The organism is Stenotrophomonas sp. TWI587 (genome assembly GCF_039674145.1).
Taxonomy (GTDB): Bacteria; Pseudomonadota; Gammaproteobacteria; order Xanthomonadales; family Xanthomonadaceae; genus Stenotrophomonas; species Stenotrophomonas maltophilia_AY.
Genome location: NZ_JBDJMW010000006.1, coordinates 244,131 through 268,219, shown reverse-complemented (window position 1 = coordinate 268,219; position 24,089 = coordinate 244,131). Strand labels below are relative to the sequence as shown.

Genomic DNA, 24,089 nt, shown 5'->3' with positions numbered 1-24,089 from the left:
CGACCCGCAGCCGTCCTTCCAGGGGAACCACCATGAAGATCGTCCCGCTCACCACTGCCCTGATGGCGCTGGTGCTGGCCCCGGCCGTCCTCGCGCAGCCGGCCAGCAAGACCGCCACCGCCTCGCCGACCGCGGCCGCCTTCCTCGCCCAGTTCGCCACCGATGGGACCGACAGCGTCAGCTGGGCCCAGTTCGAGGCCTTCCGCAAACAGCGTTATGCCGACACCGACCGCAACCATGACGGTCATGTCGACGAGCAGGAATACGTCGATGAGTACCTGAAGCGCTTCGATGTGCGTCTGGCCGACGCACGTGCCGGCCACCTGCGCCAGACCGACACCCGCTTCAAGGCGTTGGACCGCGACAAGAACGGCGTGATCAGCCGCGCCGAGTACGATGCGGCCGGCGAACGCACCTGGGCGGGCTACGAGACGTCGCAGAACGCCACGCAGGAGACCGCCGCGGCCTCTTCGCGCGATCCACTGAAGATGCCGACCTCGCATACCGCCAACGGCATGCTGGAGCTGTACGACCGCAACAAGGACGGCGTGGTTGATCGTGAGGAATTCGATGCGGTGCGTGCAGCGAGCTTCGCCGCCACCGATACCGACGGCAACGACACCTTGTCGCTGGCCGAGTACACCACCGAGTTCGAAGGCCGCCTGGATCAGCAGCGCCAGCGCGTGCGCGCCGATGCCGAGCGCCAGGCGCGGGTGCGCTTCGCCTCGCTGGACAAGGACGCCGACGGCCGCATGACGTTCATCGAGTACCAGCTCTCGGGCAAGCGCATGTTCGACCGCGCCGACAGCAACGGTGACGGCGTCGTCGATGGGCGTGATCCCGAGCCGGTCGCCGGCGCGCACTCGGCCAACGGCAACCGCTAGCGACCCGGGCGTGCCGTGCACGTCCCACGCATCAGCCAACGATGATTCCGGCGCGCGCCTGCCTGCGCGCCGCTGTGCCTCCCAGCCCCGCTCGATCCACTGATCGCCGCAGCCAGGAACGGCCCGCCGCCACCGCGGCGCTTACGCCATTCCCTTTCTATCCTGCGGAGTCTGATCATGAAGTCGTCCCTCACCCTGCTGGCCTTGGCGGTTGCCGCCAGCCTGTCCGCCACCGTGCACGCTGAAACCGCCGCCGACGCCAGTACGCTCGATACCGTGCGCGTGCAGGCCGAGCGCGCCAAGAAAACGCGCTCGACCAACCAGAACGTCACCGTGCTCACTTCGGCCGATCTCGACAACGAGATGGCCAACACGATGGAGGAGGCGATCCGCTACATCCCCGGCGTCAGCATCGTGGACATGGGCCGCTTCGGCGACAACGGCTTCAACATCCGCGGCCTGGAAAGCGACCGCGTGGCGATCACCGTCGATGGCCTGAGCCTGGGCGAATCGGTGGAAACCGCACGCTCCTATGAGTTCTTCCGTGGCGGCCGCGGTGATGTGGACATCGATACGCTCAAGAGCCTGGCCATCATCAAGGGCGCCGACTCGATCAGCGCCGGCAGCGGTGCGCTGGGCGGTGCGGTGGTGTTCACCACCAAGGATCCGGCGGACCATCTCAAGGCGAGCGGCAACGATACCCACCTTGGGTTCAAGGCGGGGTACTCCGGTGCCAATGACGAGACCATGGGCACGCTGACGTTCGCCAACCGCACCGGCATCGTCGAATCGATGCTGGTGTACACCCGTCGCGAAGGCCACGAATCCGAGGCGTGGTACGACACCACGAATGACCGCATCGGCATTGGCCGGCGCACGCCGGATCCGGTCGACAGCACCCGCGACAACCTGCTCGGCAAGCTCGACCTGCAGCTCAACGAGGCCAATACGCTGGGCTTCCTGTACGAGCGCGGCCGCGCCACCAACGACGTGGACAATCTGTCGCGTGTCTATGCGCCGGGTTACCTGTCGCGCAAAGGCCATGACACCAACGACCGTGATCGCTATGGGGTGAACTACCAGTGGCGGGCCGACAACGCGCTGTTCGATACCCTGGACGCGCAGCTGGACCGGCAGGTGACCGACAGCCGCGGCATCACCACCATCGTGGCCGGCAGCGGCTGCCCGGGCGGCACCACGCCGTGCCTGCGCAGCGAGAACCGCTCGACCGAGCAGACCCTGGACCGTGCCGCGGCCGATTTCAGCAAGGTGTTCGCCACCGCCGGTGCACGTCATGACGTGGTCTACGGCCTGGCCTGGCAGCAGCGCGACATCGATTTCACTGCCGTCGATACCCGCTGGAATGACGCCGGTGCCGTGGCATCGGTGGAGATCGATCCGCGCCAGGTGCCCAAGACCGATGTGACCGCCTGGAACCTGTACCTGCGTGACAGCGTGCAGCTGCTGGACGAACGCCTGACCCTCAGCGCCGGCGCCCGGTATGACCGCTACGACTACGCGCCGCAGGTGGATGCCACGTTCGTGGACCGCACCGGCACCGTGCGCGATGTGAGCTTCGCCTCGCCGAGCTGGCAGGCCGGCGTCGAGTATCGCTTCCTGCCCGACCACGCGCTGTGGGCCCAGGTGGGCCGCGGTTTCCGTGCGCCGACCGTGGCGGACATGTATTCGCCGACCAGCGCCACCCAGGTGATCAACGCGCAGAACGGCCAGCTGCTGCTGCTCAATGACACCGTGTCCAATCCAGACCTGGAGTCGGAAAAGAGCCTGAACCTGGAACTTGGTTACCGCTGGAGTACCGACCGTGCGCAGCTGGGCCTGTCGGTGTTCCGCGACCGCTACGAGAACTTCATCGAATACACCAACCTGGTGCAGTCGGTACCCGGCGGCTTCCGCACCGCCGCGACCGGCCCGGTGCTGTATTCGCGCAACTACACCATGCCGACCAACGCGGGCGAAGTGACGGTCAAGGGGGTGGAACTGGAAGGGCGCTGGCAGATCAGCGATGCGTGGTCCTCGCGCCTGGCGGCCTCGTACAGCGAAGGCGAGAAGCGCAACGGCGATCCGCTGGAGAGCATCGTGCCGGCCAGTGCCGTGCTCGGCGTGCGCTATGCACCGTCCCCGGTGTGGAACGTCACCGCCAGCATCACCCACGCCGTGGCCAAGAGGGCCAAGGATGCCTACACCACTGATGCCGCCACCGGCAGGGTCACCACGCCGGCCTTCGTCGACAAGGCTGACGGCTACACCGTGCTGGATCTGTACGGCACCTGGAACGTCACCCCGCAGTGGAAGCTCAGCGCCGGCATCTACAACCTGACCAACGAGGAGTACTACCTCTGGCAGCGCGTGCGCAACGTCAACAAGGGCACCACCACGCTGTACGGCTACGTCAACGATGAAGGCATCGGCCGCTACAGCGAGCCGGGCCGCAATGCGCGGATCACGGTGGCCTACAGCTTCTGAAGCCGGTGCACCGACACTGGGCCGAGCTGCCGGTAGTGCCGGCCGCTGGCCGACTCCCGACAAACGAAAAGGGCGACGCTGATGCGTCGCCCTTTTCATGTTTCAGCGATGCCCGAAGGAATCAGCTGGCGCGACCGCCACCGCCGCCCTGGCTGCGGCCACCACCGGCATTGCCACCGCCACGGCGCTGGCCCTGCGGCTGGCCACCGCGCGGTGCACCGCGGCCGGCGCCATCACGCTGACCGCCACCGGCCTTCTTCGGGCCGGCATGGGCGTGGCGCGGGGCCTCGGCGTGCGGGCGACGCGCGTGCTTGCGCGGCGAACGATCGCCACCCGGCAGTTCGGCCTTGCCCGGCGCGCTGTTGCCCCAGCGGATCGGGGTCTGCGGCTCGAAGCCCGGCACGTCGCGGATGTCCATGTCCTTGTCGAGCAGGCGTACGATCTGGCGCAGCAGCTTGGCTTCGTCCTGCGCGACGAGCGAGATCGCCTGGCCGGTCGAGCCGTTACGGCCGGTACGGCCGATGCGGTGCACGTAATCCTCGGCCACCATCGGCAGGTCATAGTTGATGACCTTCGGCAGCTCGTTGATGTCGATGCCACGCGCGGCGATGTCGGTGGCCACCAGCACGGTCACGCGGCCGGCCTTAAAGTCACCCAGCGCACGCAGGCGCTGGCCCTGGCTCTTGTTGCCGTGGATCGCCGCGGTCTTGATGCCGGACTTGTCCAGGAACATGGCCAGCTTGTCGCAGCCGTGCTTGGTACGGCCGAACACCAGCGTCTGCTCACGGCTGTCCTGGGCCAGAAGATGCAGCAGCAGCTCGCGCTTGCGCGGGCCATCGACCGGGTGCACGCGGTGGCTGATGTTCTCGGCAACGGTGTTCTTCGGCGTGACCTGGATCTGCTCCGGGTTGCGCATGAACTCCAGCGCCAACTGCTTGATGCTCTCTTCGAAGGTCGCCGAGAACAGCAGGGTCTGGCGGTTCTGGCGCGGCAGCTTGGCGAGGATCTTCTTGATCGACGGCAGGAAGCCCATGTCGAGCATGCGGTCGGCTTCGTCCAGCACCAGGATTTCGATGCCGGAGAGGTCGACGCTGCGGCGCTCGATGTGATCGATCAGGCGGCCCGGGCAGGCGACCAGCAGGTCCACGCCACGGCGCAGCACATCGAACTGGTTGCCCATGCCGACGCCGCCGTAGATGCAGGCGCTCGGGATGCGCAGGTACTTGCTGTAGCCGCGCAGGCTGTCATGCACCTGGGTGGCCAGCTCGCGGGTCGGGGTCAGCACCAGTGCACGCGGACGGCGCGGGCCATCGACGGCCTGCGGGTTGGTGCCCAGGTGCTGCAGCAGCGGCAGGCCGAACGCGGCGGTCTTGCCGGTACCGGTCTGTGCGCCGGCCAGCAGGTCGCGGCCTTCCAGGGCGAGCGGGATGGCCTGCTCCTGGATCGGGGTGGGGGTTTCGTAGCCCTGCTCGGCCAACGCGCGCAGCAGGAACGGGGCAAGGCCCAAGGATTCAAAAGACATCGGGTGGAAGCTCCAAAGACATAAGTAACGCCAGGCCGAATGGCCGGACGCGAGGCAGATCAATGTGATCGGCTGACTCGGAGCGTTCCCGTAAACCGCGCTGCGAGAATTGGGTGCAGTCGACGCGGTGCGAAGACTGGAATGCATGACGAATGGCGTCGGAGTGGGGGCGGGCGACGGATCAATGATCCATATCGCCGGCGATCCCGAAGGGAAACGGACGGCCGCTGCAGACCCGGATAGTCTAACGGATGTTTGAGACCCATACCAAATCCCCCTGTTCAGCTTGGGAGGGGTTACGGTAAGGCAATGCGGCGGTGCAGCTGGTAGGCCCGCCAAGCATTTGATTACACTTGAAACCTATTTTCGCGATCCCGGATACCCACCCATGAAGCTTGGTTCTTTGAAGGAAGGCGGCCGCGACGGCACCCTGATCGTGGTCTCGCGCGATCTGCGCCAGGGCGTGCGCGCCACCGGCATCGCTACGACGCTGCAGCAGGCGCTGGAAGACTGGAGCCACCTGGCGCCGCGCCTGAACGCCCTGTACGAATCGCTGAACGACGGCGACGCCGACGGCGTGTTCGATATCGACCTGCAGGCATTGGCCGCCCCGTTGCCGCGTTCGTATGAGTTCGTCGACGGCAGCGCCTACCTGCCGCACGTGGCCCGCGTACGCCGCGCCCGTGGCGCTGAGGTGCCGGAGAGCTTCTACACCGATCCGCTGATGTACCAGGCCACCAGCGCCGGCTTTTACGGCCCGCGCGATGCGGTCAAGGTAGTCAGCGAGGACTACGGCATCGATCTGGAAGCCGAGCTGGTGGTGATCACCGACGACGTGCCGATGGCGGTGACCCCGGAGCAGGCGGCCGGCCACATCCAGCTGATCGGCCTGGTCAACGACGTCTCGCTGCGCAACCTGATCCCGGGCGAGCTGGCCAAGGGCTTCGGCTTCCTGCAGTCCAAGCCGCGTTCGGCGCTGTCGCCGGTATTCGTCACCCCGGATGAGTTGGGTGACGCCTGGCAGGACAGCAAGGTCCACCTGCCGCTGGTCACGCATATCAACGGCGCCTGGTTCGGCGCGCCGGAAGCCGGCGTGGACATGCAGTTCAACTTCGCCCAGCTGGTCGCGCACGCGGCCAAGACCCGCCCGCTGGGCGCCGGTGCGATCGTCGGCTCGGGCACCATCGCCAACGAAGACACCAGCAAGGGCGCTTCCTGCTTCGCCGAACAGCGCACGGTGGAAACCCTGCGCGACGGCAAGCCGAGCACGCCGTTCATGTCCTTCGGCGACGTGGTGCGGATCGAGATGTTCGATGCGGCGGGCGAGAGCATCTTCGGTGCGATCGAGCAGCGCATCGAGCAGGCGGCCAAGCCCTGATCGCCCCGGCGGAGGCGGTGATGGAACCGATTGAACTCTTCAGTTACTGGCGGTCCAGTGCGGCCTACCGTGTGCGCATCGGTCTGAATCTCAAAGGCCTGCCGCACCGGATCACCCCGGTGCACCTGGTCCGTGAGGGCGGCGAGCAGCACAGCGCGGCCTATGCCGCGCTCAACCCGCAGGAACTGGTGCCGACCCTGCGCCACGGCGATCAAGTTCTGCAGCAGTCGATGGCGATCCTGGAGTACCTCGACGAGGTGTTCCCGGCCACGCCGTTGCTGCCGGTCGATGCGGAGGGCAGGGCGCGCGTCCGCGCGCTGGCCCAACTGGTGGCCTGCGACATCCATCCGCTCAACAACCTGCGGGTGATGCAGTATCTGGAGCGCACGCTGCAGGCAAGCGCCGAGGCTCGCACGCAGTGGACGCTGCATTGGATGGCGGAGGGATTGGCGGCGATGGAAACGCTGCTGGCCGGCCATGCGGCGACCGGTACGTTCTGCCATGGCGATCAGCCCGGGCTGGCCGATGCCTGCCTGGTGCCGCAGTTGTACAACGCGCACCGGTTCGGCCTGGATCTGGCGCCGTACCCGACCCTGCAGCGGATTGAAGCGGCGTGTCTGGACCTGCCGGCATTCGATGCGGCACGGCCGGAGAATCAGATCGACGCAGGGTGACAGGCAGGCATCGACCGTTGGTCGATGCGCCTGGCTCATTGCCCCCACCAACGGTGGGGACCTACCCGTCAGAACCCGTGCGTGATCGCCGGTGCCGAGGCGGCCGAGTAATCCGCATACGGATCGTGCTCGTTGCCGCCCTCGGACAGCCGGAACTTCAGCGCCAGACCATCGCGCGAGTCGGCCGCGCGCAGCGCTTCCTCCTGTTCGATGATGCCGTTCTTGGCCATCCGGAACAGGCACTGGTCGAAGCTCTCCATGCCTTCTTCCAGCGAAGCTTCCATCGCGGCCTTGATCTCGTGCACCTGGCCGCGGCGCAGCAGGTCGCGGATCATCGGCGTGTTGATCAGCACTTCGGTGGCCGGCAGGCGGCGCCCGTCCTTGCCCTTGACCAGGCGCTGGGACACGACCGCGCGCAGGTTCAGGGAGAGGTTCATCAGCACGTTGCGGTGCGCGCTCTCGGGGAAGAAGTTGAGGATGCGCTCAATGGTCTGGTCGGCGTTGTTGGAGTGCAGGGTGGCCAGGCACAGGTGCCCGGTTTCGGCGAAGGCGATCGCCGCCTCCATGGTCTCTGCATCCAGGATTTCGCCGATCAGGATCACGTCGGGCGCTTCACGCATCGCGTTCTTCAACGCGTGGTGGAAGGTATGCGTGTCCAGCCCGACCTCGCGCTGGTTCACGATCGACATCTTGTGCTTGTGCAGGTACTCGATCGGGTCCTCGATGGTGAGGATGTGCCCGGTCGTGGTGCTGTTGCGGTGGTCGATCATCGAGGCCAGCGAGGTCGACTTGCCCGAGCCGGTCGAGCCGACCACCAGCACCAGCCCGCGCGGGGTCATGATGACGTCCTTGAGCACCTGCGGTAGGTTCAGCTCTTCGATGCTGGGGATCTTGCTGCGGATCGCGCGGATCACCATGCCGACCTCGCCGCGCTGCTTGAACACGTTGACGCGGAAGCGCCCGGCGTCGGGCAGGGCAATGGCCATGTTGAGCTCGAGCTCGCGCTCGAACTGCGGGGCCTGGCCCTCATCCATCAACGAGTAGGCGATCTTCTTGACCATCCCGGGCGGCAGACCGGTATTGCCGAGCGGATAGAGTTTCCCCTCGATCTTGATGTATACCGGTGCTCCCGTCGTCAAGAACATGTCCGACGCGTTCTTTTCGGTCATCAGCTTCAGGAAATAGCCGATATCCATGCGAAATGTTTCCCCAACAATCAGCGGCTTGCCATTGCAAGCGCACCGCAGGCTTCCGACAATGGCCGCGCACACAACTCTGGCGACGGCACCCCCAATGAAACCTAGCTTCGCACAAATACGACGGGCCCTGTATGTGACGGTGTGCGCATTCGCGCTCTCTGGTGCCGCACAGGCGCAGGATGGCGCCCTGGAACTGATGCAGGCCCGGCAGGCGGTCGACAAGGCCACCCAGGCCGATGCCGACCAGTACGCCCCGGACCTGATCGCCGTGGCCCGCCAAGGGCTGGAACAGGCCCAGCGCGCCGCCGGTGACCGCCGCGAGCGCAAGAACGCGCCGATGCTGGCCGTTCGTGCCACGGTCGATGCTGACCTGGCCCGCGCCCGCAGCGAAGAAGCCACCGCCACCGCCCAGCTGCAGCTGCGCCGCAATGAAGTCAGCCAGCTGCAGCGCCAGCTCGCCACCGGGGAAGACCGCTGATGATGTCCACCAAGATGCGCATGCCCTGCCTGCTGCTGGCCGCCAGCCTCAGCCTGCCGCTGATGGTCCAGGCCGCCGACGACCCGGCCGTGGCCCAGCTGACCCAGCGCCTGATGGCCATCCAGGCCAACCCGGATGCCGCACAGCTGGCTGCCTTCGAGCGCCTGCAGGCCCAGCAGGCCGTGGCCGATCTGGCCAAGGCCAAGCGCCGGGATCTGGACCAGGCCCGTTACCTGGCCGAGCGCCGGGTCGAGATCGCCGAGACCAGCGTGCGTGCCGCGCTGGCCCAGCGTGAGGTCGACCAGCTCGAGCGCACCCGCAGCGAGCTGCTGATCGAAGCGAGCCGCCGCGATGCCCAGCGTGCCCGCCAGGAAGCCGAGCGCCTGCGCGTGCAGGCCCAGATCCAGGCCGAGGAAAGCGAACGCCTGCGTCAGGCGGCTGAGCAGGAAGCCCTGGCCCGCCAGGACGCCGAGACCGCGCTGACCAGCGTGGCCGGCAAGCAGACCGCCCGCCTGAGCGCGGCCCAGCAGAACGCGGCCAAGCTGGCCCGCGAGGAAGCCGAACTGGTGGCGGGCAGCAAACTGCCGGGCTCCAAGTTCGACAGCCGCGGCGAAGTGTTCACCTTCAATGGCGACGCCTTCGCTGCCGGCAAGGGCAGCCTGTCCGGTGGCGCGAAGGGCCAGGCCAAGGCCTTGGCCGAGTACCTGAACATCGGCAAGAAGGGCCGGGTCCGGATCGAGGCCTACGACGCCGCGGCCGGTGTCGGCCAGCAGCGTGCCGAGGCCTTGCGTGATGCCTTGGTGGCGGCCGGTGTGAGCAGTAGCCGCCTGCAGGTCAGTGGCAAGAAGGCGGCGGCGACCAAGGCGCGATCGGCCGAGGTCATCATCGCGCCCTGATGCCAGTTGCGGGTCTGCTCATACCCATAGGTTGTGACGCAAATCCTTGTTTTTGTTTAATTTTCGTTGTTCTGCGTGTTCAGGCTGAACCCTGCCTAGGCAGCGCCAACGATATCGTTTGAAAGGGTTGAACCGACCCCGAAGCAAGCGTAGGGTCAGTTGTCCGGGTCGCCTTCCGCGGCCCGGACGATTGGAGGGCCGGCAATGCACCAGCGCCACGAATCACCGCAGTCCCAGGTCCAGCGCGATGTGCTGGAGGGCGCTGCGGGTTCGCAGGCCAAGGATGCGCGGTACTCCGCCCCAAGCAGCGCCCCGTGCCGTCAGGCCGGGGCGTTCTTGTTTCAGCAGAAGCGATAGGAGGTTCATCATGTTTGAAGGTCAGCCCCAGAGCGATATCGACGCACGGCGCCAGCGTGATCCGGAATTCAAGGCGTTGTACGAACGGCACCAGAAGTTGAACAAAAAGTGCATGGATGCCGAGCTGGGCGTACTTCCTATAGACCGTCTCACCCTGGGACAGATGAAGCGAGAAAAGCTGTTGGCCAAGCAGAAGCTGGAACGGTTGTACGCCTCCCCCATGCATTAACCCCTTTACCACCGTACGTCGCGGGCGGTTCCGGTCTCCTCGTCGACCGGTGCCGTCCGCGCCGCTTGATGAACGCGGCAACCTGACTTTCGCCGCCAACCGTCGGATAATCACTGGTCCGGCCGCCCAGCGGCGCGAATCGATGTGAACCGATGGCAATCCACTCCTCCGTACTCGAACTCATTGGCCAGACCCCAATCGTCAAGGCCCAGCGCCTGGATACCGGTGTCTGCGAGCTTTACCTGAAGCTCGAGAGTGCCAATCCCGGAGGATCGATCAAGGACCGCATCGGCCTGTCGATGATCGAAGCCGCCGAGCAGCGTGGCGACCTGAAGCCGGGCGCGATCCTGGTCGAGGGCACCGCCGGCAACACCGGCCTGGGTTTGGCGCTGGTCGCCCAGCAGAAGGGCTACAAGCTGATCCTGGTCGTGCCGGACAAGATGAGCCGCGAGAAGATCTTCAACCTCAAGGCCATGGGCGCCGAAGTGCGCCTGACCCGTTCGGACGTGGCCAAGGGGCACCCGGAGTACTACCAGGACATGGCCAAGCGCGTGGCCGAGGAAACCCCCGGCGCGTACTTCATCAACCAGTTCGGCAACCCGGACAACCCGGCCGCCCATGAATTCGGCACCGGTCCGGAAATCCTGGCGCAGATGGACGGCGACCTGGACGCGATCGTGTTCGGCTGTGGCAGCTCCGGCACCATGACCGGCCTGTCGCGCGCCTTCTCCACCCTGTCGCCGAAGACCGAGCTGGTCCTGGCCGACCCGGTCGGCTCGATCCTGGCCGAGTACATCAATGACGGCGTGCTCAACGACAAGTCGGGCAGCTGGCTGGTGGAAGGCATCGGCGAGGACTTCCTGCCCTCGATCGCCGATTTCAGCCGCGTCACCAAGGCCTACGCGATCACCGATGCCGAGAGTTTCCATACCGCGCGCGAGCTGCTGGGCAAGGAGGGCATCCTCGGTGGTTCCTCGACCGGCACCCTGCTGGCCGCGGCGCTGAAGTACTGCAAAGAGCAGACCACCCCGAAGAAGGTGCTGGTGCTGGTCTGCGACACCGGCAACAAATACCTGTCCAAGATGTACAACGACTATTGGATGCTGGACAACGGCTTCCTGGAGCGCCCGCAGTCCGGCGACCTGCGCGACCTGATCCTGCGCCCGTACGGCCAGCGCGACACCGTCGTGATCGGCCCGAACGACCTGCTGACCACGGCCTATCAGCGCATGAAGCTGTACGACGTCTCGCAGCTGCCGGTGATGGACGGCGACCAGCTGGTCGGCATCGTGGATGAAAGCGACGTTCTGCTGCACGTCTATGGCGACGAAGCCCGCTTCCGCGACCCGGTCGCCACCGCGATGGTCAGCAAGCTGGACCGCCTGGACGTGAAATCCCCGATCGAGGCCCTGCTGCCGGTGTTCGACCGTGGCCAGGTCGCCATCGTCATGGACGGCGCCAACTTCCTCGGCCTGATCACCCGCATCGACCTGCTGAACTACCTGCGCCGCCGGGTACAGTAAGCGGCTATGTCGCAATGAACCCATGTTTATCCGCGTCAACGGCCGATTAAGCCACCGCTGATAGACTTCCGCTCCTTTTGCGGGGGCCCCTATGGGGGCTCCTCTTGCTGGGAAACAACATGTCCGATCACGCTTCTTCCGGGCACGGCGACCGCTCGCTCGCCCTGGCCACGCTGGCCATCCATGGCGGCCAGTCGCCGGATCCGAGCACCGGCGCGGTGATGCCGCCGATCTATGCGACCTCCACCTACGCCCAGTCCAGCCCCGGCGAGCACCAGGGCTTCGAGTACTCGCGTACCCACAACCCCACCCGTTTCGCCTATGAGCGTTGCGTGGCCTCTCTGGAAGGCGGCAGCCGCGGTTACGCGTTCGCCTCGGGCATGGCCGCCAGCTCCACGGTGATGGAACTGCTGGACGCCGGCAGCCATGTGGTGGCGATGGATGACATCTATGGCGGCACCTTCCGCCTGTTCGAGCGCGTGCGTAAGCGCACCGCCGGCCTGCAGTTCAGCTTCGTCGACCTGACCGACCTGGCCGCGTTCGAAGCCTCGATCACCCCGCAGACCAAGATGGTCTGGATCGAGACCCCGACCAACCCGATGCTGAAGATCGTGGACATCGCCGCGGTCGCTGCGATCGCCAAGCGCCACAACCTGTTGGTGGTGGTCGACAACACCTTCGCCTCGCCGATGCTGCAGCGTCCGCTGGAGCAAGGCGCGGACCTGGTCCTGCACTCGGCCACCAAATACCTCAACGGGCACTCGGACATGGTCGGTGGCATGGTCGTGGTCGGCGACAACGCCGAGCTGGCCGAGCAGATGGCCTTCCTGCAGAACTCCATCGGTGCCGTGCAGGGCCCATTCGACAGCTTCCTGGCGCTGCGCGGCCTGAAGACCCTGCCGCTGCGCATGAAGGCGCACTGCGCCAACGCGCTGGCCCTGGCCCAGTGGCTGGAAAAGCACCCGGCCGTGGAGAAGGTGATCTACCCCGGCCTGACCTCGCACCCGCAGCATGAACTGGCGACCCGCCAGATGAACGGCTACGGCGGCATCGTCTCGATCGTGCTGAAGGGCGGTTACGAGGCGGCCAAGCGTTTCTGCGAGAAGACCGAGCTGTTCACCCTGGCCGAGTCGCTGGGTGGCGTGGAAAGCCTGGTGAATCATCCCGCGGTGATGACGCATGCCTCGATTCCGGTGGAACGCCGGGAAAAGCTGGGGATCAGTGATGCGCTGGTACGGCTGAGTGTTGGGGTTGAGGAGTTGGGGGATCTGCAGGTGGATCTGGAAGAGGCGCTGGCTGACCGATGAGCACTGTCGACGGACGTGGCCCGCTTCGCGACGTGTGGGATCACCGCGCGCTGCTGAGGCGCATGATCAAGCGGGATATCCGTGGTCGTTATCAGGGGTCGATCTTCGGTACGCTGTGGTCATTCGCCACGCCGTTGCTGCTGCTCTGCGCGTACTGGTTTTTCTTGGGAGTGGTTTTGCAGGCTCGCTTCGGCTCGGCCCCGCAAGCTGCATTCCCCGTGATTCTCTTTTCTGGCCTCATTACCCATCTCTTCTTCGCAGAAGTGATCGGGCGCTCTTCGGGGTTAATATTCGAGCATGCCACCTATGTGAAAAAAGTGGTGTTCCCACTAACTGTGCTGCCTTGGATGACGCTGGCAACGGCTGCGTTTCATCTTTGCGTGAACTTGTCGATTCTTTTGGTTGGTCAGCTGCTCATCGTCGGCAGTGTCCCACCAACTTGGCCGTTGATCTTTGTTGTACTCCTGCCGGCGTTGCCCCTGCTTTTGGGACTGTCATGGCTGCTGTCTGCATTCGCGGTTTTTCTCCGCGATACTCAGCAAGTTGTTCCATTGGTGCTGACGTTGATGATGTTCGCCAGCCCCATTTTTTTCCCGATGGAAATGGTACCTGAGCAGTATCGCCCGTTTCTTTATCTGAATCCGACTACCGTGATCATCCAGCAGGTGAGAGCCGTAGCCATACATGGCCAGATGCCTGACTTCCTCACTCTAGCCATTTACTCCGTGGTGGCGCTGCTAGTGATGAGCCTCGGATACTGGACATTCATGCGTACGCGCAAGGGCTTTGCCGATGTGCTCTGATCAGTTGATCGTTGAAGTCGCCCATGTCGACAAGAGCTTTCTGTTGTACGACAAACCATCCCACCGGCTCTGGCAGATGTTGGCGGGCAATCGGCGGACGTTCTATCGCGAACATCAGGTTCTTAAGGACATCAGTTTCCAAGTTCCGCGAGGCCAGACGCTCGGCCTTGTAGGTCGTAACGGCGCAGGCAAGTCGACCTTGCTGAGCATCTTGTGCGGCACGCTCACCCCCAATAACGGAGTGGCCCGCACGTATGGGAAAGTGGCGGCGTTGCTTGAATTGGGGGCAGGCTTCAATCCTGAACTGACTGGTCGCGAGAATATTGATCTCTGCGCACAGATCTATGGGCTGACCGAGGGGCAGATACATGCCCGCAGGGATTCCATCATTGCGTTCGCGGATATCGGCGATTACATTGACCGCCCGGTGAAGACTTACTCCAGCGGCATGTTTACCCGTTTGGGGTTTTCGGTCGTTGCTCACGTCGATGCAGACGTGCTCATCGTGGATGAGGCATTGGCGGTGGGCGATGCCTTCTTCGTGCAAAAGTGTATGCGCTTCCTGCACGGTTTCCGCGACAATGGCGGTACCCTGGTGTTCGTCAGCCATGACATGGGTGCGGTCACTGCGCTATGTGACCGCGTCATCTGGCTAAAGGACGGTCGGGTGTTCATGGATGCGCCGCCGAAAGAGGTAGCGGGGGCATATCTGGCGGATCTATATGACCAGGCCGGCGCAACAGAGGCCGTCAATTCGGCCGCCGCACGCGACGCTCCGATCACGGCATTCACCGCCGATGAGGTCGATGCACGTCTTGCGTGGATCAACACAACCTCCTTGCGCAACGATATCGAAGTGTTTCCATTTGCGATTCAGCATGACTTCGGGTCGGGTGGTGTTGTGTTCGAGGCCGGTGGGCTCTTCGATGAAGGCGGACGCAGGCTCAATTGGGTCGTTGGCGGCGAGCTGGTGACGCTGAGACTTCAGTTGAGGGCACATGTCGCCATCCACTCGATGCTGGTCGGCTTCGTTGTCAAAGACAAACAGGGGCAGCCTCTGTTCGGCGAGAATACCCAGCTGACCTATCTGGACAACCCTTTGGCGCTCGATGCGCAGGGTGTCTGCACGGCAGCCTTTACTTTCCGCATGCCCGTGCTGCCTTCAGGAGACTATGCCATCAGTGTTGCTGTCAGCGATGGAACTCAGAAGCAGCATGTCATGCACCAGTGGATTCATGACGCGCTCATCCTTTCAAGCCGATCAACCAGCGTGTCAACCGGTCTTATCGGGATACCGATGTTGGATATCAGAATGGATGTCGCCAATTAGACCTGCCCTATAGCGCAGGGCCGTACGTGATTGGCGCTCGATCGCCGCAATGCATTGGAGAGGCAACGATGGAAAACAAAGAGCTTCCAAAACTTGGACGGCTGCGTGTGCAGGCTGTTCTTTACGGAAACGAGCCGGAATCTATTTTACGTACGATCCAGCATTTGGATCGGGCCGCGGAGCTTGCGATTCAGGTAGGTGCCTTTGGTCGAGTGACACTTGCATACGGTGACTCATCGCCGACCGATTCCCTGCGTTCGGTGATTGAAGATGCAGGGGCAGCCTGTAGCGCCCTTGCAGATGTCGAATACGTCCATTTTGGGAAGAACATGGGTTCTGCTGGCGGCCATAATGCCTTGATGGAACTCGATCAGACGGACTTCACCATTCTGATGAACCCGGACATCATGTTTGCGCCAGATGCCCTGATCGAACTCGCACGCCCATTTGCTGACCCTTCTGTAGGCATGAGCGAGCCCAAGCAGCTGCCTTTTGAACATCCCAAGGAATACAACCCGGCTTCAGGGGAAACGCCATGGGCGTCGGGGGCCTGTACCCTTGTCCGGCGCACGGTGCTGAGCGAGCTTCAGGGTTACGATGCGCGCACCTTCTTTCTCTATTGTGACGATGTGGATCTTTCTTGGCGTGCGCGCCTGAAGGGCTACAAGCTTATCTACTGCCCGCAGGCGGCGGTCTTCCATGACAAGAGAATGCAGTTCGGTGGCGAGCGCCCAGTTGGTTGGGCCGAGAAGTTCTATTCGGCGGAAGCGGGGCTGCTCATGGCGTACAAGTATTGCCGGGATGATCGCGTAAAGCAGATCTCCACATTCTTCGCGGAAAGTGGCGATCAGGTGTGGCTTGATGCGCTGGCATCATTCGAGAAGCGCCGGGAAGATGGAACGTTGCCTGATCGACTTGATTCCGATCACAAGATCGCGTACTTCCGCGATGGCCTCTACGCTCGTCACAGGTTCGTTTGAAGATGGATATCTACGACAACGCTTTCTCAGAAAGCAATCCGTATGGGCATGTGGTTCAACTGGTGGCGCGTTTTGAGCCCCGCCAGGGTGATTACATTGTTGACATCGGATGCGGCTACGGACGCATTGCGGAAATACTCCGCGACAGGTTTGGTATTGAGTATCTGGGCCTGGACGCGGACGCCGAGTCCCTTGAGTCGCTGCGTTCACGGGGATTCAATGCGGTCCAGTTCATAGCAGGGCAGCAGGATCTGGCGGCGCAGATCTCCGCTGCACTACCGGCGGGCGCCCGAGTCGTTGCGATCACCGCGCTCGACTTCATAGAGCATATCAACCATCCCGGACAGCTGTTGGCCGACTTGGCGTTGATCGCCGCACCGTGGAATGCACCTTTAATCCTGTCGGTCCCAAATGTCTCTCATCGGGATGTTGGGACGAAACTCGCGTTTGGTCGTTTCGACTGGACCGATGCTGGTCTGTTAGATCGCACGCATATCCGTTTCTTCACCAACGATACACTGGTACGGCTGGCGCGTGATCACGGGTGGCACGAGGTCTATCAGCACGATTTCAGCCTCAGAAAAAGCGATCAACACTTTCCGGGCAATTTGCCGGGCCTGTCTGGTGACACTCCTTTGGGCCAGTTCCTTGCCCTGTTGAGGGAGGGCGCGGATCAGTACGGCTACGTGAATCAGTTCATTAGGGCATACCTGCCAGGCCCTATGCCCAAGGTGGGCGCGGATGTCGCTGGTGTGGTTGGGAATGAGGTGAAGCCCTTCCTAAGCGTTGTGATCCGCACGACGGGAATGAGGATTGGTACCCTCCGCGAGGGCCTGCTCTGCCTCTCTGCGCAGAGTGATCAGGATTTTGAAGTTCTGATCGTCGGACATAATCTGGAGATACCGGCTCAGATCGAGGTCGAGCGCCTCATTGAGCATCTACATCCTGCGTTCCGCAATCGGGTCCGTCTTGTACGTGTGGACGGTGGCGGTCGCTCCGTGCCGCTCAATACAGGCTTTAATGCTGCGAGCGGAGATTACGTGGTCGCATTTGACGACGACGATCTGCTGTTCGGTGGTTGGGTCGAGACCTTCAAAAAGCTGGCGGAAAGAGCGCCTGGGGCACTGCTACGGCAGTGCACCGTTGCACAGGACTGGGACCGGGTTGCGGTTACTGGATGCGATGCAGCTTCCAGATCAATCGGTGGCATGAGGTCCATCTATCCCGCAAATTTCGATCTCTTTGCGCACATCGTGGAGAACCGGACGCCGCTTCACTCCATCGCGTTCCCGAGGGCACTGTTCAGCCATCTCGGTTTCCAGTTCGATCCAGGTCACAGTACCGCTGAGGACTGGGATCTCATCATCCGAGCTGCCCCATTGTGCGGCGTGAGCAGCTCAACCGATGTGGGCTGCATCTACCGACACTGGACTACGGGTACGTCCTACACGTCCCATTCGCAGTTCGAGTGGACCAGTAACTATCTGAATACGCTCAAGAAACTGAACGACCGACCGTTCCTACTCCCAAAGGGCTCAGCGAACCGACTGCGCAACATGTACGCGGAGTTGCAGCGTCTGAAGGGCGATGTTGACGTCGGTGCCGAAGAGGGTGTCGAATCCTTGGCAAATGGTGTGCTACTTGACGATGAGCAAAGGCTCGCCGAGCTCAGGGAGCGCTATTACGAACTCACTACCTCCAAATCCTGGCAGATCACCGCGCCTTTGCGAGTGTTGCTTAGCGCCTTGAAGGGCAGGCCTTGGGTGCGTCCACCTCGCATCTGGCTGATGAATGAGGCAGATCTTGATTTTCATATCAGGCAGCTTCTGCAGTCGTCCTCTTGGAAGTGGACCCGCATTCTACGGGGTCTGAAATGACGGAAAGGAATAGTCGCGACGAGCATGACACGTCACGCGCATTCACTTCGGCGATCCGCCTGATGCTGGGGGTTCTGCTTATCTGGCAGCTTTCGTCGCTGGGAACCTCATCGGGCGCCTCAGTTGAGATTCTGCGCACCGCGTTTCAGCCGCTCGCTGGGGAGTCGGAGTCGTTGCCGCCGGCAGTGGGCGAGTTCGCACGCCTTCTGCGTATCCAGCCCAAGGTGCCGGTCTCTTGTTCGCTTAGCCAAGAAGTGGCGTCGGACAGCCTGCTGATGCAACGGAGTTATGAGGCCATCTACCCCGTGAGAATTGATTCGAGCAGCGATAGCTGCGTATTGGCTACGGATGTAGCTACCGCTGTGCCGGCGTGCCGGCTGAAGTCGGAGGGGGCCCATGCGCGTATCTTCGATTGCGGATAATGCACGAACCCATCCTTCGACCTGGCTCAGTGCATCGCTGCTTCTTGTCTATTTGTTTTATGCAGCGGGTGCAGGGGGCGTGCTGCTCACCGCCTTGGTGGTGGCGTGCTTGGGCATGTTCCTGGTGGTTGCTTTTACGCACCTGTTCTCTCGACAGAACTCACTGGCGGTCGTTTTCGTTCTAGCTCTATCCCTCATAGCGCTAGCCAGCCCATCGCCCGCATGGGACGCGCGTTCAATCTGGTTGTTCCATGGGAAACGGATCTTCTACGACGCCTCGCTCTACGCGCAGTTGGACAATTACGCGATCTGGAGTCACAACGACTATCCCTCATTCGTCCCAGCGCTTATGGCGTCAGTTGCGCATGTGTTCGGTTATTGGAATGACGTCTTTCCGAAAGTCGTTGTCCCATTGGCGATGCTGCCGGCACTACTGGTCATCCTTCCCCGGATTCCCCGGCTAGAGTGGCGCATGGTGTTCCTTGTGGTACTGGTCGTTCTCGGTGGGAATCACCTTGTCGATGGCTACGTTGATGCTCTGCTTGCGTTGTCCTTCGTTGCGACCTTTCTTCTGATCAATGAGATCATGGCGGCCGATCGGCCTGGTTTTGGGCAGTACTTGCAGCTGACCCTGACGGCAGCGATCTTGGCACTCGTAAAGAATGAAGGCGCCGCGCTGCTTCTGTGCGCTACGCTGGCGGGACTCGTTGGTACGCTTGTGCGCAGGCATGGAGTGAAGCTTGGAATGGTGGTCTGCCTTGCTACGGCATTGTTGCCTCTGCTGGCTTGGAAGCTGAGCGTCTCCCATGCAGGTCTGTCCAACGATCTCGCCGGCTCCGACTTAATGGGTCAGATATCTGGCAGGCTTCGGAGCGTCCATTCCTATTCGCTGCTGATCGAGTCGTTACTGCTTCGCCTGCCGAGCATGATTTTGCTGCCGCCCTTACTGGTCATCGCCTTTGCCGCTCGGAGAAACAGCATTTCGCTCTATGTGCTGCCTGCATGCGGCACATATGTCGCAGTTCTTTTTGCGGTCTACATGAGCACTCCGAATGACCTTGCCTGGCATCTTTCCACCAGCGCGGACCGCACTCTGCTACCCGTGTGGCTTCTCGCGACCTGCGCTCTGCTCGTTGACCTAACTCCCAAGCATGAGCGGGAGTAGGGGCGTGCCAATTTTCTTCTCTTGGATATCCGAGGTCATATATGCAACCCGAGTTCGAGTTCGTAGTCGTTACTCCGGTCTACGAGGATCGCACTGCGTCGAGCCGACTGTTCAGCGAGCTTGCATCCTGCTACGGCAACCGCGTCTACGTAGTTGCGGTTGATGATGGCTCATTGCGCGAGCCAGTACTTGCTGAGCATCTCGAGGTGGCGGGCGTTAACGGCGTGGTGCTTACGTTGCGCCGCAATGTGGGTCACCAGAAGGCCATTGCCATTGGGCTCAGTTATGTGGAAAGCACGTTGCCCGATGCGCAACGTGTCGTGGTAATGGACTCGGACGGTGAGGATTTGCCGGCTACTATTGCCGAATTGCTCTGCGCACTGGAAGCCGAAAATGTGGATGTCGCGGTGGCGCAGCGGAAAAGTCGGGTGGAGACACTCCGATTTAAGGCCTTCTATATCGTCTACAAGTTCATTTTCCAGTTGCTGACCGGCCGATCGATCAGTTTCGGAAATTTCATGGCGCTGAAGCGTCCAGCCGTTTGTCGGGCCAATGCAATGCACGAGGTATGGACACACGTCGCTGGCGGGATCATTGCTAGCAAGCTGCGCCTAGCCGTGTGCCCCATAGACCGGGGACCTCGCTACGCGGGTCACAGCAAAATGAACTTTGTCGGACTGACGCTGCATGGTTTCCGCGCCCTCATGGTATTTGCAGAGGATGTGCTGGTCAGGGTCGGTCTGATGTGTGTCGTGGTTTCCTCCGTTTCCATCATGTTTGCAGTTGTGGCAACTCTCTTGAAGCTGGCGGGCTACGCAACTCCCGGCTGGTTCTCGATGGCACTAGGCGTCCTGTTCCTTGTGTTCCTGCAGACGGGCACGCTTACACTCATGACACTCATGCTTAGTGGCATTGTTCGCGGTGGAATCCAGAAGAGGGGAGCATTCATGGATTACATCACATGCGCGAGTGAGGTGCGTGGCAGTGCTGCGCAGCGTTGATCTTCGCCAGTTTGCCCGATTCATAGCGAATGGATTGGCTGCGACCGCGGTTCATTTTGGGGTGCTGACCTTTCTGGTTGAGGTCATGCACGTGGAATCCAAGGGTGTGGCTAATTCCATTGCAGCGGTATTTGGGATTTTTGCATCATTTATGGGCAATCGTTTTTTCGTATTCGCGTCGAAGACAGGCAGCATTCGCAAGGAACTTCTCAGGTTCTCCGCATTGTATGCGGCATTGGCGTTTCTGAGCGGGGCGCTAATGGCTCTATGGGCTGACGTGCTTGCTTTCGATTATCGGATCGGCTTCGTTGCAATCAGCGGCGTTCAACTTGTTCTTTCTTTCCTAGGCAATCGTATGTTGGTATTCAAGGTATGAATAAGTTCCTAAAGGCGGCCGGTTTGACCGGTGTCTATATCGTCGTGCTGCTTGCCGTGTATGTGACCCACATGCGCTACTTCGCTGTCGATGTTGTGTTCTACGCGGCGATCGGGGACGCGTTCATTGCCCTTGCCATCACCGGCCTGTTGCTGCTGCTGCCCTGGTTCGGGTCCCTGTCCGGCCTGGAAAGATTTCTTCTCTGCGTCATCTGGCTGCTGGGAGGGTATTCTTTTGCGATCTCCGTTCCTACGGTGGTCGACCGGTCGCTTTCGTTCTACATTTTGGAAAAGCTGGAACAGCGCGGAGGCGGGATCCGCCAGGATGCCTTCCAAGATGTGTTCATCAAGGAGTACATGGTCGAACATCGCTTGGTCGATGTGCGCTTGACTGAGCAGGAGAGCTCCGGAACTGTACAGATCGTCAATGGGTGCGTCCGCTTGACGGAAAAGGGTGAACGCATTGCTACGCTGAGCAGGTTCTATCGCAAAAATCTGCTGCCTAAACGTAGGCTCCTGCTTGGTGTCTATTCCGATGACCTTACGGACCCTTTCCGGCATAGCCTTGAGAACGTGGACTATCGCTGTAGGTGAAAGAAAGGGCGCTGCATTGCTGTTGTAATCCTGATGCGCTTTCAAGCACAGTCGAGTTGTCCGAAGAGGGGGGGCAAGAGACCGGCCCTGCGGATTTGTCTGCCGCTTCTTGATATCAGTGAATGATGTGGGGAATCCATTGCAACGGATCCAATGACTTTGAATCTTGCTGCAAAGAGAAGGGGCGCCTTAAAGGCGCCCCTTGTCATTTTCAGCCCGCTCGATTCAGTTGTTCTCGCTGAGCAGATTGTCGAAGTATGCGATCGTCCGGCGCAGGCCCTCTTCTAGCTGGATCTGTGGCTCCCAGTTGTCAAGCTTCTTCTTGGCAAGCGTGATGTCAGGTTGACGCTGCATCGGGTCGTCAACCGGCAAGGGTTTGAATACGAGCTTTGATCCGGAGTTGGTCAGTGCGATGACCTTTTCGGCGAGTTCGCGAATGGTGAACTCGCCGGGATTTCCAAGGTTGCATGGCCCGGTGAAGCCAGGCTCACTGTCCATCAGTCGCAGGAAGCCTTCGATCAGATCATCCACGTAGCAGAACGAACGCGTCTGCTTACCCTCGCCATAGATAGTTATGTCTTCGCCGCGAAGGGCCTGCACGATGAAGTTCGAGACAACCCGCCCGTCATTGGGGTGCATGCGGGGGCCGTAAGTGTTGAAAATGCGTGCGACCTTGATGTCCAGACCGTGCTGCCGGTGGTAATCGAAGAACAGGGTTTCCGCGCAGCGCTTACCCTCGTCATAGCACGAGCGAGGGCCGATCGGATTGACGTTGCCCCAGTATTCCTCGCGTTGCGGATGGATATTGGGGTCGCCATACACTTCACTGGTCGAGGCCTGAAAGATGCGGCAGTCGAGCCGCTTGGCAAGGCCAAGCAAGTTGATTGCTCCGTGAACCGACGTCTTCGTGGTCTGTACCGGATCGTGGCTGTAGTGGATCGGCGACGCGGGGCAGGCCAGGTTCCAGATCTCGTCGACTTCAACGTAGATGGGGAACGTCACATCGTGCCGCAGGAACTCAAAATGAGGATTCGGCAGCAGGTGCTCGATGTTGCGCTTGCTGCCGGTGAACAAGTTGTCGGCACAGATGACTTCATTACCGCGATCCAGCAGACGCTCGATCAGGTGGGAGCCAAGAAAGCCGGCTCCACCCGTTACCAGCACACGCTTTCGACTGTTGTAGTTTTTCATTTCACATTCCCGGTTCTGTCGCAGGTCACGGAGCGGCCCCGGCCAATGCCGTAATACGCAATTCCAATGGATTCCACCTTGGCAGGGTCATACATGTTGCGGCCGTCGAAGATGACACGGTCATGCAGCTGCAGTAGCGGCTCGAAGCTGGAAAGTAGGAACTGTTTCCACTCGGTTACTATGACCAGTGCATCTGCAGCGATCAGTGCCTGATCCGCAGAACTGGCGAACGAAACCGCATCGCCACAGGAGGAAAGCAGGTGGCGTGCCTCTGTCATGGCTTGAGGGTCGTAGCAACGCACCTTAGCGCCGCGAGCGATCAGGTCTGCAATGAGGACGAGTGCTGGTGCCTCGCGCATATCGTCTGTGTTTGGTTTGAAGGACAACCCCCACACTGCAAATGTCTTACCACTGACATCGTCGGCGTAGTGGCGAGCGATCAGTTGCGACAGTTTCTGCTTCTGGCGGTAGTTGACCGCTTCGACTGCGTTGAGCAGCTCGGCCTGATAGCCGACCGAATCCGATGTCCTTCCCAGCGCCTGTACGTCCTTGGGAAAGCACGATCCGCCATAGCCGGCGCCGGGATATATGAAGGAATATCCGATTCGGCTGTCGGAGCCGATACCCTTACGAACCTGTTCGATGTCCGCGCCAACGCGTTCGGCGATGTTGGCGATCTCGTTCATGAAGCTGATCTTGGTGGCAAGCATGGCATTTGCCGCATACTTGGTGAGCTCCGCAGACGGCACGTCCATCACGATCAGGCGGTCGTGATTGCGATTGAACGGGAGATAGAGCTCCCGCATCTGATCAGCAGCAGATGGCACCGCAGTACCTATGATGATCCGGTCCGGACGCATGAAGTCGCGGATCGCATCGCCTTCTTTGAGAAACTCGGGGTTGGAAACCACGTGGAATGCGACTTTCCGTCCGGTCCCGGAAAGTGCCTGTGCGATCTGCTGCTCAACTCTTCCAGCGGTGCCTACGGGTACGGTTGATTTGTCAACAATCACCGCATCGTGGTCCAGGTGTCGGCCAATAGTCTCAGCCACAGCCAGGACATGGGTGAGATCGGCGCTTCCGTCTTCACCTGGAGGGGTTCCCACAGCGATGAAGATGATATTGCCATGTCGCACTGCGGCTTCTGCGCTCGTCGTGAACAACAGACGATTTGCAGCGACATTGGCAGTGATCATCGACTCGAGCCCCGGCTCGTAAATCGGAATGATTCCCTGCTCAAGTCGCTTGACCTTGCCGGCGTCGGTATCAACACAGATCACGTCATGGCCAACCTCTGCCAAACATGCGGCTGTGACCAATCCAACATAGCCCGCACCAAAAATTGCTACTTTCATCAATGACCTCTTCTAGAACGGACGACGCCCCGTCGATAGACGGGGCGTCATGGCGGCAGCTCAAG

Annotated in this window: 21 protein-coding genes; 17 read left to right on the top strand and 4 right to left on the bottom strand. The window is 61.5% G+C overall.

The window, feature by feature from the left end; all coding sequences use genetic code 11:
* Window positions 1-32: 32 nt before the first annotated feature.
* Entirely contained in the window at window positions 33-884 is an 852-nt protein-coding gene (locus ABE464_RS12445) for an EF-hand domain-containing protein (protein ID WP_346472204.1), read from the top strand.
* 177 nt (window positions 885-1,061) lie between these two features.
* Window positions 1,062-3,368: a TonB-dependent hemoglobin/transferrin/lactoferrin family receptor gene (locus tag ABE464_RS12440; RefSeq protein ID WP_346472203.1), complete on the top strand. Its 2,307-nt coding sequence runs from the start codon at window positions 1,062-1,064 to the stop codon at window positions 3,366-3,368.
* A gap of 121 nt (window positions 3,369-3,489) precedes the next feature.
* On the opposite strand, the gene ABE464_RS12435 is transcribed toward ABE464_RS12440, so the two are convergent.
* Window positions 3,490-4,890, bottom strand: a complete 1,401-nt coding sequence (locus ABE464_RS12435; RefSeq protein ID WP_121042519.1) for a DEAD/DEAH box helicase — start codon at window positions 4,888-4,890, stop codon at window positions 3,490-3,492.
* A 388-nt stretch (window positions 4,891-5,278) separates the two neighbouring features.
* Between ABE464_RS12435 and ABE464_RS12430 the strand changes: the two genes are divergently transcribed.
* Both ABE464_RS12430 and maiA read left to right on the top strand, forming a co-directional pair.
* Window positions 5,279-6,268: a fumarylacetoacetate hydrolase family protein gene (locus ABE464_RS12430; RefSeq protein WP_346472202.1), complete on the top strand. Its 990-nt coding sequence runs from the start codon at window positions 5,279-5,281 to the stop codon at window positions 6,266-6,268.
* 17 nt (window positions 6,269-6,285) lie between these two features.
* Window positions 6,286-6,942 carry a maleylacetoacetate isomerase gene (gene maiA, locus ABE464_RS12425; RefSeq protein ID WP_346472201.1) on the top strand — a complete coding sequence of 219 codons (657 nt, stop codon included), beginning with the start codon at window positions 6,286-6,288 and terminating at the stop codon, window positions 6,940-6,942.
* 68 nt (window positions 6,943-7,010) lie between these two features.
* On the opposite strand, the gene ABE464_RS12420 is transcribed toward maiA, so the two are convergent.
* Complete coding sequence (locus ABE464_RS12420) at window positions 7,011-8,138, bottom strand: PilT/PilU family type 4a pilus ATPase (RefSeq protein WP_123731257.1); 1,128 nt, start codon at window positions 8,136-8,138, stop codon at window positions 7,011-7,013.
* 97 nt (window positions 8,139-8,235) lie between these two features.
* Here ABE464_RS12420 and ABE464_RS12415 point away from each other — a divergent pair, with 97 nt between their 5' ends.
* From ABE464_RS12415 to ABE464_RS12355, 13 genes are all read left to right on the top strand, one after another.
* On the top strand, window positions 8,236-8,619 hold the full coding sequence (locus tag ABE464_RS12415; RefSeq protein WP_183073797.1) for a DUF4398 domain-containing protein: 384 nt from the start codon (window positions 8,236-8,238) through the stop codon (window positions 8,617-8,619).
* 14 nt (window positions 8,620-8,633) lie between these two features.
* The gene (locus tag ABE464_RS12410) at window positions 8,634-9,515 is read left to right on the top strand and encodes a hypothetical protein (RefSeq protein WP_346472227.1); all 882 of its coding nucleotides are present in this window, start codon (window positions 8,634-8,636) and stop codon (window positions 9,513-9,515) included.
* Window positions 9,516-9,882: 367 nt separating this feature from the next.
* Complete coding sequence (locus ABE464_RS12405; RefSeq protein WP_259261749.1) at window positions 9,883-10,101, top strand: YdcH family protein; 219 nt, start codon at window positions 9,883-9,885, stop codon at window positions 10,099-10,101.
* 152 nt (window positions 10,102-10,253) lie between these two features.
* Complete coding sequence (locus tag ABE464_RS12400; RefSeq protein WP_346472200.1) at window positions 10,254-11,624, top strand: pyridoxal-phosphate dependent enzyme; 1,371 nt, start codon at window positions 10,254-10,256, stop codon at window positions 11,622-11,624.
* Between the two features lie 119 nt (window positions 11,625-11,743).
* On the top strand, window positions 11,744-12,931 hold the full coding sequence (locus tag ABE464_RS12395; RefSeq protein WP_346472199.1) for a cystathionine gamma-synthase: 1,188 nt from the start codon (window positions 11,744-11,746) through the stop codon (window positions 12,929-12,931).
* Window positions 12,928-13,734: an ABC transporter permease gene (locus ABE464_RS12390; protein ID WP_346472198.1), complete on the top strand. Its 807-nt coding sequence runs from the start codon at window positions 12,928-12,930 to the stop codon at window positions 13,732-13,734. The genes ABE464_RS12395 and ABE464_RS12390 overlap by 4 nt, the downstream gene beginning before the upstream one ends.
* Window positions 13,735-13,738: 4 nt before the next feature.
* Window positions 13,739-15,064: an ABC transporter ATP-binding protein gene (locus ABE464_RS12385; protein WP_216359442.1), complete on the top strand. Its 1,326-nt coding sequence runs from the start codon at window positions 13,739-13,741 to the stop codon at window positions 15,062-15,064.
* Window positions 15,065-15,132: 68 nt separating this feature from the next.
* The gene (locus tag ABE464_RS12380; RefSeq protein WP_346472197.1) at window positions 15,133-16,044 is read left to right on the top strand and encodes a glycosyltransferase; all 912 of its coding nucleotides are present in this window, start codon (window positions 15,133-15,135) and stop codon (window positions 16,042-16,044) included.
* A 2-nt stretch (window positions 16,045-16,046) separates the two neighbouring features.
* Window positions 16,047-17,921 (top strand): methyltransferase domain-containing protein, encoded by a 1,875-nt coding sequence (locus tag ABE464_RS12375; protein ID WP_346472196.1) that lies wholly within the window; start codon window positions 16,047-16,049, stop codon window positions 17,919-17,921.
* 396 nt (window positions 17,922-18,317) lie between these two features.
* On the top strand, window positions 18,318-19,508 hold the full coding sequence (locus tag ABE464_RS12370) for a hypothetical protein (protein ID WP_346472195.1): 1,191 nt from the start codon (window positions 18,318-18,320) through the stop codon (window positions 19,506-19,508).
* Between the two features lie 41 nt (window positions 19,509-19,549).
* Window positions 19,550-20,509 (top strand): glycosyltransferase, encoded by a 960-nt coding sequence (locus tag ABE464_RS12365; protein ID WP_346472194.1) that lies wholly within the window; start codon window positions 19,550-19,552, stop codon window positions 20,507-20,509.
* Window positions 20,487-20,885: a GtrA family protein gene (locus tag ABE464_RS12360; RefSeq protein ID WP_346472193.1), complete on the top strand. Its 399-nt coding sequence runs from the start codon at window positions 20,487-20,489 to the stop codon at window positions 20,883-20,885. Before ABE464_RS12365 ends, ABE464_RS12360 begins: the two co-directional genes overlap by 23 nt.
* Window positions 20,882-21,478: a hypothetical protein gene (locus ABE464_RS12355; protein WP_346472192.1), complete on the top strand. Its 597-nt coding sequence runs from the start codon at window positions 20,882-20,884 to the stop codon at window positions 21,476-21,478. Before ABE464_RS12360 ends, ABE464_RS12355 begins: the two co-directional genes overlap by 4 nt.
* Window positions 21,479-21,703: 225 nt before the next feature.
* On the opposite strand, the gene ABE464_RS12350 is transcribed toward ABE464_RS12355, so the two are convergent.
* Together ABE464_RS12350 and ABE464_RS12345 are read right to left on the bottom strand one after the other, a co-directional pair.
* Window positions 21,704-22,669 (bottom strand): UDP-glucuronic acid decarboxylase family protein, encoded by a 966-nt coding sequence (locus ABE464_RS12350; protein ID WP_088432056.1) that lies wholly within the window; start codon window positions 22,667-22,669, stop codon window positions 21,704-21,706.
* Complete coding sequence (locus ABE464_RS12345) at window positions 22,666-24,024, bottom strand: UDP-glucose/GDP-mannose dehydrogenase family protein (RefSeq protein ID WP_088432057.1); 1,359 nt, start codon at window positions 24,022-24,024, stop codon at window positions 22,666-22,668. Before ABE464_RS12345 ends, ABE464_RS12350 begins: the two co-directional genes overlap by 4 nt.
* Between the last annotated feature and the right edge of the window lie 65 nt (window positions 24,025-24,089).